At 36.6% G+C, this 14,766-nt stretch carries 12 protein-coding genes; 9 read left to right on the top strand and 3 right to left on the bottom strand.

Annotated elements, in window-relative coordinates:
• Window positions 1-54 precede the first annotated feature (54 nt).
• Window positions 55-1,218, bottom strand: a complete 1,164-nt coding sequence (locus MHH81_RS18550; RefSeq protein ID WP_340924169.1) for a class I SAM-dependent methyltransferase — start codon at window positions 1,216-1,218, stop codon at window positions 55-57.
• Between the two features lie 146 nt (window positions 1,219-1,364).
• Here MHH81_RS18550 and MHH81_RS18545 point away from each other — a divergent pair, with 146 nt between their 5' ends.
• A complete protein-coding gene (locus tag MHH81_RS18545) occupies window positions 1,365-1,877 on the top strand; it encodes a GNAT family N-acetyltransferase (protein WP_340924166.1) in 513 nt (170 codons plus the stop codon).
• A gap of 62 nt (window positions 1,878-1,939) precedes the next feature.
• Here MHH81_RS18545 and nhaC read toward each other — a convergent pair whose 3' ends face one another.
• Window positions 1,940-3,325 carry a Na+/H+ antiporter NhaC gene (nhaC, locus tag MHH81_RS18540; RefSeq protein WP_340924165.1) on the bottom strand — a complete coding sequence of 462 codons (1,386 nt, stop codon included), beginning with the start codon at window positions 3,323-3,325 and terminating at the stop codon, window positions 1,940-1,942.
• A gap of 790 nt (window positions 3,326-4,115) precedes the next feature.
• On the opposite strand from nhaC, the gene MHH81_RS18535 reads away from it, so the two are divergent.
• Window positions 4,116-4,859, top strand: coding sequence for a VOC family protein (locus MHH81_RS18535; protein ID WP_340924162.1), 744 nt, complete (start codon window positions 4,116-4,118; stop codon window positions 4,857-4,859).
• Between the two features lie 14 nt (window positions 4,860-4,873).
• Window positions 4,874-6,145, top strand: a complete 1,272-nt coding sequence (hflX, locus tag MHH81_RS18530; RefSeq protein ID WP_340924160.1) for a GTPase HflX — start codon at window positions 4,874-4,876, stop codon at window positions 6,143-6,145.
• Window positions 6,146-6,349: 204 nt separating this feature from the next.
• On the opposite strand, the gene MHH81_RS18525 is transcribed toward hflX, so the two are convergent.
• Window positions 6,350-8,068, bottom strand: a complete 1,719-nt coding sequence (locus MHH81_RS18525) for an ABC transporter ATP-binding protein (protein WP_340924157.1) — start codon at window positions 8,066-8,068, stop codon at window positions 6,350-6,352.
• Window positions 8,069-8,412: 344 nt separating this feature from the next.
• On the opposite strand from MHH81_RS18525, the gene MHH81_RS18520 reads away from it, so the two are divergent.
• From MHH81_RS18520 to MHH81_RS18495, 6 genes are all read left to right on the top strand, one after another.
• Complete coding sequence (locus MHH81_RS18520; RefSeq protein ID WP_340924155.1) at window positions 8,413-9,900, top strand: peptide MFS transporter; 1,488 nt, start codon at window positions 8,413-8,415, stop codon at window positions 9,898-9,900.
• A gap of 73 nt (window positions 9,901-9,973) precedes the next feature.
• Entirely contained in the window at window positions 9,974-10,819 is an 846-nt protein-coding gene (locus MHH81_RS18515) for a DUF6612 family protein (protein ID WP_340924153.1), read from the top strand.
• A 258-nt stretch (window positions 10,820-11,077) separates the two neighbouring features.
• On the top strand, window positions 11,078-12,028 hold the full coding sequence (locus tag MHH81_RS18510) for an ABC transporter permease (protein ID WP_340924149.1): 951 nt from the start codon (window positions 11,078-11,080) through the stop codon (window positions 12,026-12,028).
• On the top strand, window positions 12,021-12,974 hold the full coding sequence (locus MHH81_RS18505) for an iron chelate uptake ABC transporter family permease subunit (protein ID WP_340924146.1): 954 nt from the start codon (window positions 12,021-12,023) through the stop codon (window positions 12,972-12,974). Before MHH81_RS18510 ends, MHH81_RS18505 begins: the two co-directional genes overlap by 8 nt.
• Entirely contained in the window at window positions 12,971-13,732 is a 762-nt protein-coding gene (locus MHH81_RS18500) for an iron ABC transporter ATP-binding protein (protein ID WP_340924144.1), read from the top strand. Before MHH81_RS18505 ends, MHH81_RS18500 begins: the two co-directional genes overlap by 4 nt.
• 20 nt (window positions 13,733-13,752) lie before the next feature.
• Complete coding sequence (locus MHH81_RS18495; protein WP_340924141.1) at window positions 13,753-14,766, top strand: siderophore ABC transporter substrate-binding protein; 1,014 nt, start codon at window positions 13,753-13,755, stop codon at window positions 14,764-14,766.

The raw sequence follows: 14,766 nt of genomic DNA, 5'->3' as shown, positions 1-14,766 counted from the left end.
TTAGGCATTTTTCATACTGCAATAAATAGTTTTAGAATCTGATAACATTCATTATTAAATAAAATAGTCTTTCAGTTCATTCTCCAAAAACGGTTTTGCGTTTAACATCTGTTTAAACCGCTGATAACTTTCCAACTGTTCTGGAGCTACTTTTTTCCCCGTTTTATAAGCCCGTATTAAAATGTTTTTCGGTGTGTTTTCGATGTCGATAAACTCAACTAGTTGTGCTTCATAACCTACCATGTTTAAAATTTCAGCTCTGATAGAGTCTGTTGCAAGAGCTGCAAATCGTTCCTTTATAAGACCATGCTTTAACATAATATCTAGCCCAGGTGCATCTAGCTGTGTATTCAGTTCATGCTGACAGCAAGGCACGCTTAAAATAACACTCGCACCCCATTTTACCGCGCGACCTAACGCTAAATCTGTCGCCACATCACATGCATGAAGCGTTACGACCATATCAACAGAAGCTTCATCGTTGTAATCACTAATATCTCCTACTAAGAACTCTAGCTGATCATAGCCTAGATCATTTGCAATCTTGGCACATTCCTCAATGACTTCTTTTTTCAGGTCAAGACCGGTTACCCGAATATCGAGTCCCTTTTCAATTTTTAAATAATGATAAAGTGCAAACGTTAAATACGATTTTCCTGATCCGAAATCGAGAATTCGAACAGGTTGATCCTTTGGTAAGTGAACAAGTGTATCATCAATAAATTCTATAAAACGATTAATTTGTTTAAATTTATCATACTTCTGCTTCTTCACTTTCCCTTCCGCTGTTTGGACACCTAATCGAATTAGGAAAGGATAAGGCGTATTTTCATCTAAAAGGTAATTCTTTTTTCGGTTATGTGATAGGTCTACTGTTTTGGTAGAAGTTGTTTTCTCTGATTTCCACATTACTTTGTTTTTCTTGGATAGCTGTACATGTACTTTTTCCGATGTGAAATCCGCATGAACTTGACGGAATTGCTCTAACAACTCATCCAGTGTTTTTGTGAATTCTTCTAATGGTATATTTTCATGCTTTAAAATACGTTCGTATTGGTATTCTAGTTGAATATGATACATATTTTTTATTTCAATAGGCTTTAGTTTCACACGCTTTACTTCATTCGATTTAGCACGTGGTTGACTAATTGTTGCATGGATTAATTGTTTGTTTAGGATTTGCTCTAGTAGATATTCTTTCATTTCTTGAAATTCCATAAAATTCGCCTTCTTTTTCGTAAGATACTTGGAAATAGTGTATCACAACAACGACATTTTGGAGTAGAAGAAGGAATTGACGTTTGACGTATGGAATGTTTGGATAGTAGATAACAAATATTTGTACGCAAAAAGGAAGGGAATATATGATTAGACACTGTCAAGAGAAGGACCTAAATGATATTTTGGAGATCTATAATGATGCAATAATAAACAGTACAGCTGTTTATACCTATTCACCAAGCACACTAAAAGATAGAGGTTCATGGTTCAAACAGAAAATGGAAGATGGGTATCCAGTTTTAGTGTTAGAAGAGAATAATAAAGTAATTGGGTTTGCCACATTTGGCCCTTTTAGACCTTGGCCGGCATATAAATATACAATTGAACATTCAGTTTATGTACATAAAGATTATAGAAAAAAAGGTATTGGAACTGCGTTGTTAAAAGAAATAATTGAGATTGCAAATAAGGAGAACTATGCCACACTTATTGCTGGAATAGATGCTACAAATGTTCAAAGTATTAAAACACATGAACGATTAGGTTTTACCTTTTCAGGGACAATACAAAAAGTGGGGTTCAAATTTGATAGATGGCTTGATCTCTCTTTTTATCAACTGGAACTTAAAGGTCCTGAAACGCCAACAGAAAAGTAAAAAATAAAGCCTCATTACTAAAATAAATAGAATAAGTAATGAGGCATTAAATGTACAAGGCATTATTTTTCTTCGATGTAGGTCAATGTTTTTCCAGTAATTCCAGTTAAAATAGTAAGCACTGGACAGAGTAAGCAGAAGAATGCAAATGGCAAGTAGTCGAACGTTGGAACAGCTAATACATTCGTGATAAATATACCGCACACACTCCACGGAACAAGTGGATTAACGACTGTACCTGCGTCTTCCATTACACGTGCTAAGTTTTTATTTGCTAAACCGACTTTTTGAAACTGTGCTTGGAATGCTTCACCGGTCAATAAAATCGATAAATACTGCTCACCTACTAAAGTGTTTACTCCTATTGCGGTAAGTGCGGCTGCTGTAATGACAGATCCCACACTTTTTAATAAACTCTCCACTTTCATCAATAAGCTTTGTACAATACCAAGGGTAAATAAAAGCCCACCCATACTTAAAGCGAGTATAACGAGCCCTATTGTAAACATCATGCTATTAATACCACCTCTTGAAAGTAGGGAGTCAATTACTTCAATGCCTGTATGAGATGTATAGCCGCTAAATAATATGTTTAACACTTCTCCAAAAGTAAAGTGTTGATGGAAATAGGAAACGATTATGCCGGCAATAGATGTTAAAGCCAGAGCTATAATAGCAGGGGTCTTTTTGATTGATAGCACGATTAGTAAAACAAGCGGGAGCAATGTGTACCAATGAATCATCCCTGTTTCAAGGAGTCCTTCTTGAAAGACAGTGATCTGTTTCAGATCATGTACTTCTTTATTAGGCGATAAAATACCGTATCCAATTAGCGAAATAAAGAATGCAGGTATCGTTGTCCACCCCATATTCTTGATATGCTCGAATAGATCCACATGAACGATGGCGGATGCCAGACTAGTAGTATCAGATAGTGGAGACATTTTATCTCCGAAAAAAGCACCTGAAACAATGGCACCAGCTGTAATAGCTAATGAAATATCCATGGCACTCGCCATTCCAATAAATGCTACACCAATTGTAGCGACTGTTGTTAAAGAGCTTCCAATGGATAAACCAATGACACAAGTCACGATAAATACAATGGCGTAGAAAAAGTGTGGAGAAATAAACTGAAAGCCAAGGTAGATAAGTGTTGGAATCGTTCCACCCATCATCCAGCTACTAATCAAAATTCCAATAAAGAAAAAAATGAAAATTGCTCCAAGACCTGCCTTGGATCCTTCTACGAGTCCTTCTTCTAGTTTCTTGAAAGGTACTTTTTTAAAAAGCCCATAAGTGATGAGTAGAAGTATTGCCAGTAAAATAGGCATATGTGGAACTGCATTAAATTTAATGATACAAACTGCCATTAAAGTGATAATCATCAAAGTAAGCAGCACAGCCTCCAAAAATGAAGGCATTATCGTCGACCGAATACGAAACATTGTAAATCCTCCTAATAATAATTTTTAGGAATGAAAAAAATCCTTCCAATCCCTATAGATAGGGACGAAGGAAACTCCGCGGTACCACCCTATTTGTTGAACGAATTATTTGTTCAACCACTTCATTAAAAATGAGCTTTTCAAATTGTTGTAATTCATCCGACACACTACCTGAACTTTCACCAACCGTTCAGTCTCTTTTTACTGTACACATGTGGATTACTGAGACAATCACTCATATATTCCGCTTTCGCGATTCAACGCTTTGAAGCGCTGAAGTAATTAGAATTTTACCATGTTCCAGGGATCTGTCAAGAGTGAAATTCATTTTAGAAGACGTAAAATTAAACGTCAAAATTATTTGAATATCAAGATAAAACGATGTTAAATAGTCAATCAAAAAGGGGGGATTGGTTTGTTAAACGAAAAAACAGTTGGAGAAATTATGAAAGAAGCAGCGAGTAAGTTTCCAGACCAAGAAGCGTGTGTATATCCAGAGCATGATATTCGAAAAAAATATTAGAAATTTGATGAAGAAACGGATTAAAGCCTATTGCAAAGCTAAAATATCGAATTTATCGATGCTTAACAATGAAAAAAATACAGCAAAATTCAAAAGTTCCTTTTACGGGAAATGTCGAAAGAAAAGGTAGAGATTTAACTAGTAAACGACATATTTCCTGGGAAATAGACAACGTGGATGGCGAGTAAACTCATCATCCATTTTGCATTTGTTGTATACTTGAGGTAAAGGTAAATTATAGATATATTGAGAATTAGAGGTGCGGACATGTACTTAGATCATATTGTTCATCACATAACCAAAAAACCATTAGAAACAGCAGAAGATTGGAAAGCCAAAGGATTACATGCAGTTGTTGGAGGACGGCATACTCACTGGGGTACGTATAATGCACTTCTTTATACAAAAATTAGCTATATTGAATGGCTTGCCCTTGAGCATGAAGAGGTTGCAAACCATGCTAATCATCCACTCGTAGATTTATTATTACATGATTTGAAGACTGGTCCAGGGTTTGGAACAATCTGCATTCGGACGACGACAATTGACGAACTATGCAAGCAACTCGAAGAAAAAGGTATAGAAACATCCGGAGTTTTACATGCTGAAAGAAAAACAACAAGTGGCTTAGTACGTAAGTGGAAAATGCTTTTCGTGAAAGAAGAAGTAAGTGATGCGTTGCCTACTCCATTTTTTATTGAATGGCAAGAAAGTGACGAAGAGCGATATCGACTGCTACGAGAAGATGGCACAATCGAAGCGAGTAATTTGGAATTGACCATCTCTTCCTGTGAGTTTCATGTACATAACCCAAGGGAAGTAATGGATAAGTGGCAAGGCTATTTTGGTATGAAAGAACATGATGGGCGAACATTGCTATTATCTAATACACAATTAGTATTTAAACAGCTAGAAACTGGAACGAAAGAAAGGCTTGCAAGCATTTATATTAGTGGATCCGATAAAGAAGAGGATATCATTTACGAGCAAGCAGTTTATCGTTTTCGTTAAGAGGGGGAATCATTTTGGACGAATTAATAGAAAAAGCCGTAGTTGTAGCAGTCAAGCTTCAACAGGATGAGCATTTTGAATATGAATTAGAGGAATTGCACAACTTAGCAGAAGCGCTAAATGTTCAAGTTGTTGGGGAAGTGAAGCAAAATTTAACGAGAGTCACTTCCTCTCACTATGTTGGTACTGGGAAAGTGGAAGAGATTAAAAACTTCTACGAGGAAGCTGGTGCAAACCTTGTCATATTCAACGATGAATTGTCTCCTTCGCAAATTCGCAACTTAGAAAGAGATTTGGATTGCAAGGTAATAGACCGTACGATGCTAATCCTCGATATTTTCGCACGTCGCGCAAAATCGAATGAGGCGCAAATGCAAGTAGAACTTGCCCAACTTCAATATATGTTGCCACGCTTAGTCGGACTTCGTGCATCACTAGGTCGACAAGGTGGGGGAACAGGCGGAGGATTTAAAAACCGTGGTGCTGGGGAAACGAAGCTGGAGCTAGATAGACGTAAAATCGAGGACCAAATTGCCAAACTAAAACGTGAACTAGAGCATGTAAAGGACCAACGAGAAACGCAACGAAAGCAAAGAAAGAAGAGTGCTATACCAGTAGTCTCACTCGTTGGATACACGAATGCAGGGAAATCGACCATAATGAATCAGTTGCTTCGCAAAGTGGGCCAAGAAGATTCCAAGCAAGTTTTTGAAAAGGATATGCTATTTGCGACACTAGAAACATCGGTTAGACAGATTAAGCTTTCGGATCAAAAAGAGTTTTTATTAACAGATACAGTAGGATTCGTTAGTAAGCTTCCTCATCATCTGGTAAAAGCATTCCGTTCGACTTTAGAAGAAGCACGTGATGCGAATTTGCTCCTTCATGTTGTCGATGTTTCTAACGATGAGCATCGTTACATGATGGATGTGACGAATGAAACATTGCTTGCAGTTGGAGTGGAAGATGTACCGACTATCTATGTATACAATAAATCGGACCTAGCAGATTTGAAATATCCGCATGTTACAGGAGATAATATATGGATTTCCGCAAAAGAAGATGCTGGTTTAGATGAACTGCTAGACATGATCAAAAAGCATATTTTCTCTAATTACGTACATTGTTCCCTGCTCGTGCCATTTGAACGAGGAGATATTGTGTCCTATCTAAATGAGCACGCATCTGTTTTGTCTACTTCATACGAAGAAGAAGGTACACTTGTCAAAGTAGAAGTGAAAAAAGCCGATTACGATCGTTTTCAACATTTTGTATTTGTTCAATAAAAATGGAAGGCTACCCAAGTCGAAATTACATTTTCGATCTGGATAGCCTTTTATTTTTGGAATTAGCTTCTGTTACGAGTGAGTATCGGTGCTATCCGAGGGCAATTGCCGTCATTACGAGAGCAATCACTCCAGATGCGAGAGTACATCAAATCTAAATACAGAAAAGCTGCTCGCGTATCAGACGCGGAGCACTCTTCGAATTTAAACCTCTTGAAACTGTATATTGTGTAATCTTGCAAAAATACCATCTTGTGCAACTAACTCGCTATACGAACCATCTTCTGCGATTCCGTCTTCCGTTACGACAATTACTCTGTCCGCATCACGAATGGTAGCCAGTCGATGTGCAATAATAAGTGTTGTGCGATTTTCTGCAAGCTCCATAAGTGACTGCTGAATAATTTTCTCTGTCTCAGTATCGAGCGCTGAAGTAGCCTCGTCCAATATTAAAATAGGCGGGTTCTTTAAGAACATCCGTGCAATTGCTAAGCGTTGCTTTTGGCCACCTGATAGTTTAAGTCCTCGTTCGCCAATTTGTGTCTCATATCCATCTGGAAGTGACGTAATGAATCCTTCAAGATGCGCTTTTCTCGCTGCATCACGAATTTCTTCCTCTGAAGCATTCTTCTTACCGTACGCAATATTTTCACGAACAGTTCCTGTAAATAGAAACACGTCTTGCTGCACAATCCCAATTTGAGAACGTAATGACTTCGTGGTAATGTCTTGAATATTTAAACCGTCAATTGATATTGCCCCTTCATCGACGTCGTAAAATCGAGGGATAAGTGAGCAAATGGTTGTTTTTCCGGCACCAGATGGACCAACAAATGCAACGGTTTCACCAGCTTTGATGAATATATTAATATCCTCTAAAACTTTTTTATGCTCATCGTATCGGAAACTAACATCTTCGAATGAAATGTCTCCTTTTAAATGCTGAACTTGTAGCGCATTTGGGCGATCCTTAATCTCTGGCTCCTGCTCTACAAGCTCTAGGAATCGTTTAAAACCAGCCATTCCTTTAGGATACAACTCGAGAAGTGCAGTGATTTTGTCAACTGGTTTAATCAACACGTTCACATAGAGAATAAAGCTTACAAGCTCTCCGTTAGAAAGCGTTCCTTGAAATGAAAACCAAGCTCCTACAACAAGCACGATCAGCGTCACTAATCGAGTCATCATATAAATGCTTGAATTGGTTCCAGCCATCACTTTATAAGCAGCAAGCTTCGCTAAGCGGAACTGTCCATTATCTTCTTGAAAACGAGCCATTTCAAAATTTTCATTTGTAAATGATTGCACAACGCGAACACCGGATACACTATCTTCGACACGAGCATTTACGTCTGCAATTTTGCCGAACATGTTTTTCCATGCTTTATTCATCATGATATTCCCATATGTAGCAACAATCGATAAAAACGGCACCATAATAACTGCAATAACCGCAAGTTCTGGATTGATATTGAACATAATGATAAATGCTCCAATTAAGGTCATAATTGCGATGAATAAATCCTCTGGCCCATGGTGAGCAAGTTCGCCGATATCAAACAGGTCATTCGTAATTCGGCTCATAATATGACCTGTTTTCGTATTATCAAAAAAGCGAAAGGATTGTCGTTGTACATGGTTAAATAATTGCTGTCTCATATCCGTTTCAATATTTATCCCAAGTTTGTGACCTAGATAACTCACAACAAAATTCAGAAACGTACTTAAAATATAGACGAATAAAAGTAAAATACTAACTTGCACGATCATGCTCCAATTGCCAGTTGGCAATAACTCGTCGATAAACCATTGAACCGTTACTGGAAACGCAAGCTCTAATATGGCTACAAACACGGCACTACTAAAATCGATGATGAATAGACGTTTATGTGGTTTATAAAATGAGAAAAACTTTTTTAGCACATTTTGCACCCCTTTCCTTTGTCCTTACGTCTAGACTATTATAACTAAAAATTTTCGAAGTCGATATTAATCAAATTCGCCAGGCTTATTTTCGCTTAGATATTATCAAGTTTGCTCGATAAACTCATCTAAAAAACTGTGGCATCTGCCGGAGGCATTAACTTTATTCAACTGGGATTATAGAAGTGGAAGAATTTTGTTCCTGTAATTTCTAATTGAAGAAAATTTATGCTCCTGCGCAAGCTCGTCACAGAAAGTAATTGCTGAATTAAGTTAAATGGTTTTTGACATCAAAAAGAGGGAAGTAGTATAATATACTTTCTATTTAGAAAAGAGGTAAAAGTATGGTGTCAAGAGAAGAAGTAGTTAAATCGGTTCCTCAAAAGGGATTTTTTGGGCATCCTAAAGGATTATTATCATTATTCTTCACAGAATTTTGGGAGCGTTTTTCTTATTATGGAATGCGGGCAATATTTATTTATTATATGTACTACGAAGTGACCGCAGGCGGACTAGGGATGGAGCGTTCAACAGCTAACTCCATCATGGCTATCTACGGCTCGTTGGTTTATATGTCTGGGATTATTGGTGGTTGGATTGCCGATAGATTGCTTGGTACTACTAAAACCGTATTTTACGGTGGTGTCCTTATTATGTTTGGACATATCGTACTAGCGTTTCCAGGTGGAACGACGCCATTATTTATTTCGATGGCTTTAATCATTATTGGGACAGGTTTATTAAAACCAAATGTTTCAAGCATTGTCGGTGATTTATATTCAGAAAGTGATGTTCGTCGTGATTCAGGGTTTAGTATTTTCTATATGGGTATTAATATGGGGGCATTTATTGCACCTTTAATCGTAGGAACTGTGGGACTTGAGTACAACTTCCACTTAGGATTCGGACTTGCAGCTGTAGGTATGGCGATTGGGTTAATTGTATTTTTAATTACAAAGAAAAAATACCTAGGCTTAGCAGGTTCCTTTGTTCCAAATCCATTGGGGAAAGAAGAACGCAAAAAAGTTATAACCCGAATTGGTATTGCAGTCTTAGTAGTGCTAATCGTTGGTTTCATTTTGGTTCAACAAGGAATTATGACGTTCGATGTATTTACGATGACTGTTTCGATTTTAGGGATAGTTATACCAACCCTTTACTTCATCGTTATGTATAGAAGTGAAAAAACAACTGCAGATGAAAAATCAAGATTACTTGCGTATATTCCGTTATTCGTAGCAGCGATGATGTTTTGGGCTATTCAAGAACAAGGATCGAGCATCTTAGCTCAATACGCAGATGAACGTGTCGATTTAATGATCGGTTCGTTTGAGATTTCTCCTGCTTGGTTTCAATCATTAAATCCATTGTTCATCATTGCATTTGCTCCAGTTTTTGCTTGGTTTTGGGTCAAGCTTGGGGATAGACAACCATCTACACCGAAAAAATTTGCGTATGGTCTATTCTTTGCCGGTCTGTCGTTTATTGTTATGATTATTCCTGCATATGTAAATGGCACAGAATCACTTGTTAGTCCATGGTGGCTTGTGTTGAGTTTCTTCTTAGTTGTACTTGGTGAATTATTATTATCACCAGTTGGTTTATCTACTACAACTAAGCTTGCACCTGCTGCATTTGCTGCACAAACAATGAGTTTATGGTTCTTAACGAGTGCTTCAGCTCAAGCAATCAATGCACAAGTAGTTAAATTTTATTCACCAGAGAATGAAATTCTTTACTTCGGAGTCATTGGTGTCATCGCACTTGGATTAGGATTTGTACTATTCATCTTTACTCCGCTTATCCAAAAATACATGCGAGGAGTAAGATGATTTAGCAAATAACTGAAACTTTTCTGAAACTTCTTCGTAAAGTTACTATCTGAAAAGAAGGGATGGAACTAATATGAAGAAATGGACAACTCTATTAGCAGTAGCCACATTAACATTAGGTTTAGCAGCATGTAATGAGACAGCTGCCCCAGCAAATACAGAGGTAACGGAGAAAAGCGAATTAACGCTTAAAGAAGTTTATGAAAAATCGCTTAAAGTATCAGAGGAATTAAAAAGTGTAAAAGCACAAATTGATATGAAGCAAACGATGCATATGCCCACAGAAGATTTAAGTATAGATATTAGCTCTATAATGGACATGGAATATGTAGTAGCGCCGATGCAAATGCACCAAAAAGGAACTACTTCCATGAAATCTTCTGATGAAAGTATGCCAGAAGAAGCAATGGAAATAGAAACATACATTACAGAAGACGACTTTTATATGTTTGAAGGAACAACTGGTCAATGGATGAAATTTCCTCAAGAAATGATGGATCAATTAATGGGTGCGACAGATCAATCTAACCCTTCTGAGCAATTAAAAATGATTCAAGACTATTTGAAAGACTTTACATTTGAACAAGACAATGAAAATTATATCCTTCGGCTAGACGCCTCAGGCGAAGAATTTGCAAAGCTTGTTCAAACCCAAATAGATGAAGCTATGCAAAGCATGATAGGTGAAGGCGAAGAGTTGGATTTGGGCTTAGTTATTAACTCCGTAAGCTATTTAATTCATATCGACAAAGAATCGTTCCAAACAAATAAAGTAGATGTAGTGCTTGATATGGATATGGAATTAGACGGAGAAAAAATGAATATGAAGCAAAATGTTAAATCCGACTTCTCAAACTTCAATGAGGTTGATGAAATTGTCATTCCACAAGAAGTTATTGATAGTGCTATGGAAATCTAAACAAATATCCTTAAAATGACTGCTGTAATTGTTGCGAAAAATCGACAAATACAAGCAGTCTTTTTGTTTTTCTATTATTTTATAGTAAGATTAGGTAGGTAAATAAAAAAGATGAAAAGGCATAACGTATATTATCAATTGAAAATCATTTTCATTTAACCTTTGACTTGCTAAGGCAAGGTGCTATAATAAAAACTGTGAGTAAATGATAATGATTTTCACTATCATCTTTTCGCAAATAGAATGTTGAGGATAGTTATGAAAAAAAGATATCTTGTAATTGCACTAGTCGCACTTTCTCTCTTATCTCTTTTTGTTGGTGTTACGAGAATATCACCAATGGATTTGTTGGATTTTACTTCGGAAGAGACGCAAATATTTCTCATTAGCCGATTACCAAGACTAATTGCCATAATACTTGCAGGAGCAGGGATGAGTATTGCAGGGCTTATTATGCAGAGTCTTAGTAGAAATAAATTTGTATCCCCAACAACAGCTGGTACACTTGATGCTACTCGCTTAGGGATTTTGATCTCGATGATGGTATTTACAAATGCAACGTATATGCAAAAGATTTCGTTTGCATTTATTTTTGCTTTAGCAGGAACATTCCTTTTCATGCAAATATTAAATCGGATTAAATTTAAAGATGCAATATTTGTTCCGCTTGTTGGTCTGATGTTCGGAAACATATTAGCTTCCATTACGACGTTTTTTGCTTACAAAGCAAACATTATTCAAAATATTACTGTCTGGCTACAAGGAGACTTCTCCTTGATATTAAAAGGCAGATACGAACTGCTTTACATAAGTGTACCTGTACTTATAATTGCTTATTTCTATGCTAATCGTTTTACTGTCGCTGGGATGGGGGAGGATTTTGCAAGAAACCTCGGTCTATCTTACAATAGAGTGCTGAATTTAGGCTTGGTCCTAGTCGCTTTAATTTCTACCACTGTTGTTTTGACAGTTGGAATGATCCCATTTTTAGGTTTAATCATCCCAAACATTGTCTCTATTTATAAAGGGGACCATTTAGAAAAAACGCTACCACATACAGCATTGCTAGGAGTCATTTTTTTGTTAGTATGCGACATTTTAGGTAGGGTAATAATTTTCCCATATGAAATCCCGATTGGCATGACGGTTGGTGTAATCGGAAGTGCAATCTTCCTATTCTTGTTGTTTAGGGGGAAAGCATATGCGTAACAGAACAAAAATGCTCATACTATTGGCTTTGGTTTTGGTTTCCATCATACTTTATTTATTTCAAGGATTGAATGGAAGCTATGATTATGCACTTCCACGTCGTGCGATTAAAGTATTGGCGATGGCGCTTACAGGCGTAGCAATTGCATATTCAACCGTAATTTTCCAAACAATTACTCATAATCGAATTTTAACTCCAAGTGTAATGGGGCTCGACTCGTTATACATGTTAGTTCAAACTTGTATTTATTATTTCTTTGGGTCGATGTCGATTTTAGTTATTAACAAAAATTATAATTTCTTTATATCTGTTTTAGCGATGATCGTCTTTGCCCTTCTACTTTATCGCTTTTTATTCAACTCAGGGAAACGTCCAATCTATTTCTTGCTGCTTGTTGGGATTATTATGGGAACTTTTTTGGGAAGTATTTCAACTTTCCTTCAAGTACTAATAGATCCGAATGAGTTTACAAGCTTACAAAATAAGATGTTTGCAAGCTTTAATAACGTGAATGGTGATTTGGTTTGGATTGCAATGGTCATTATTGTGTTATCGATTATGTATGGATGGCGCACTATTCAAGAGTTGGATGTAATGTCATTAGGTCGAGACAATGCCATTAACCTAGGTGTGGATTACGACAAAATAGTAAAAAGAATGCTAGTTCTATCAGCTATATTAATTGCTACTTCAACCGGGCTTGTTGGTCCGATTACATTCTTTGGATTAATCGTTGCAAACTTATCTTATCAATTCTTTAACACCTATAAACATTCAGTACTCATCACGGGAGCAAGCTTAATGAGTTTAATTGCTTTAATTGGCGGACAGTGGATCGTTGAACGTATATTTACATTCGACACAACACTTAGCGTAATTATTAACTTTCTCGGTGGGATTTACTTCATTTATTTATTATTAAAGGAGAGTCGAGCTACATCATGATCCAAGTAAAAGAGGTAACCAAATATTTTGCTAAAAAGCCAGTTGTGGACAATGTTAGCGTGAATATCCAGTCAGGAAAAATTACTTCGTTTATTGGACCTAATGGAGCAGGGAAATCTACACTTTTGTCGATGGTAAGTCGTTTATTGGACGCAGACACAGGGGAAGTTTTACTAGATAAATCAAATGTTCGTAAATGGAAATCCGATGAGTTTTCAAAACGCGTGTCCATTTTAAAGCAATCGAATTATATGAATGTGCGTTTAACTATTCGTGAATTAGTGTCATTTGGTCGTTTTCCTTATTCAAAAGGCCGTTTAAACGCTGAGGATATTAAAATGGTCGATCAAGCAATTGAGTATATGAACTTAGCAGATTTAGAGAATAATTATTTAGATGAGCTTTCTGGTGGTCAACGCCAGCGTGCTTTCATTGCAATGGTTATCGCGCAAGATACAGAATTTATATTGTTAGATGAGCCATTAAATAATTTGGATATGAAGCATTCCGTTCAAATTATGAAGATTCTTCGCAAGCTTGTAGAAGAACTTGGTAAAACAGTTGTAATAGTTTTACACGATATTAACTTTGCTTCCGTTTATTCGGATTATATCGTTGCATTAAAAGATGGTCGTGTCATTAAAGACGGGCCAACACATGAAATCATTAATTCGGATGCGCTTAAAGAGATTTATGATATGGATATTCCTATCCAAGAAATGAATAGTTGTCGCATTTGTGTATATTTTAATTCATAAAAAAAGGGAGTAGTTTACAAATGAAAAAGTATAAATTTTTAGCAATTATGTTTGCACTACTGTTATTAGTATTAGCTGCATGTGGTTCAAATGATGAAACAAAAGAAGATGTGTCAACTACAGATGAAAAAGCAACTGAAGAAACAACTGAAGAAACAACTGGAGGGGCAGAAGAAGCTTCCGTTTACCCATTAACAATTGCACAACCAGAGGGATATAAAGAAGTTACGCTTGATGCAAAACCAGAAACAGTTGTTGTGTTTGACTATGGTTACTTAGATACATTAGATGCACTTGAAGTTGATGTAGCTGCGGTATCTACAAGTAGCCTTCCGACATACTTAAGCAAATATGCAGATGAAGCTACATACAAAAATGCTGGAGCATTAAAAGAACCGGATTTCGAAGCTATCAGTATGATGAACCCAGATGTCATTTTCATTTCTGGTCGTCAAGCAGATGCCTATGAAGAATTAAGTAAAATTGCTCCAACAGTTTATGTTGGATTAGATACTACTGACTATATGAACTCTTTTAAAGCTAATACAGAATTAGCTGGTAAAATGTTCGGTAAAGAAGCAGAAGCAACTGCAGCATTAGAAGAAATTGATGCAAAAGTTGCAGAATTAGCAGGGAAAACTGAAAGTATAGAAGAAAAAGCTTTAGTAGTACTTGCTTCTGAAGGAGAATTAAGTGCATACGGTCCTGGTTCACGTTTTGGTGTAATTCATGATGTCTATGGCTTTAAAGCGGTTGATGAAAACTTAGAAGTTTCTACACATGGTCAAAACGTTTCATATGAATATGTGCTTGAGAAAAATCCTGATATCTTATTCATTGTTGATCGAGATGCAGTAGCTATTGAAGGAGAATCTGGTACAAAAGCAGCGATTGAAAATGAAATCGTAAGTAAAACAAATGCCGTTAAAAATGGCAAAGTATATTACTTAGATCCAGAAGCTTGGTACTTATCAGGTGGTGGTATTGAGTCAGAAAACGCTAAAATTGATGCAGTTTTAGAGGCAATTAAATAA

The sequence above is a fragment of the Psychrobacillus sp. FSL H8-0484 genome (assembly GCF_038005325.1).
Taxonomy (GTDB): Bacteria; Bacillota; Bacilli; order Bacillales_A; family Planococcaceae; genus Psychrobacillus.
This window is presented reverse-complemented; position numbering and strand designations above follow the sequence as displayed.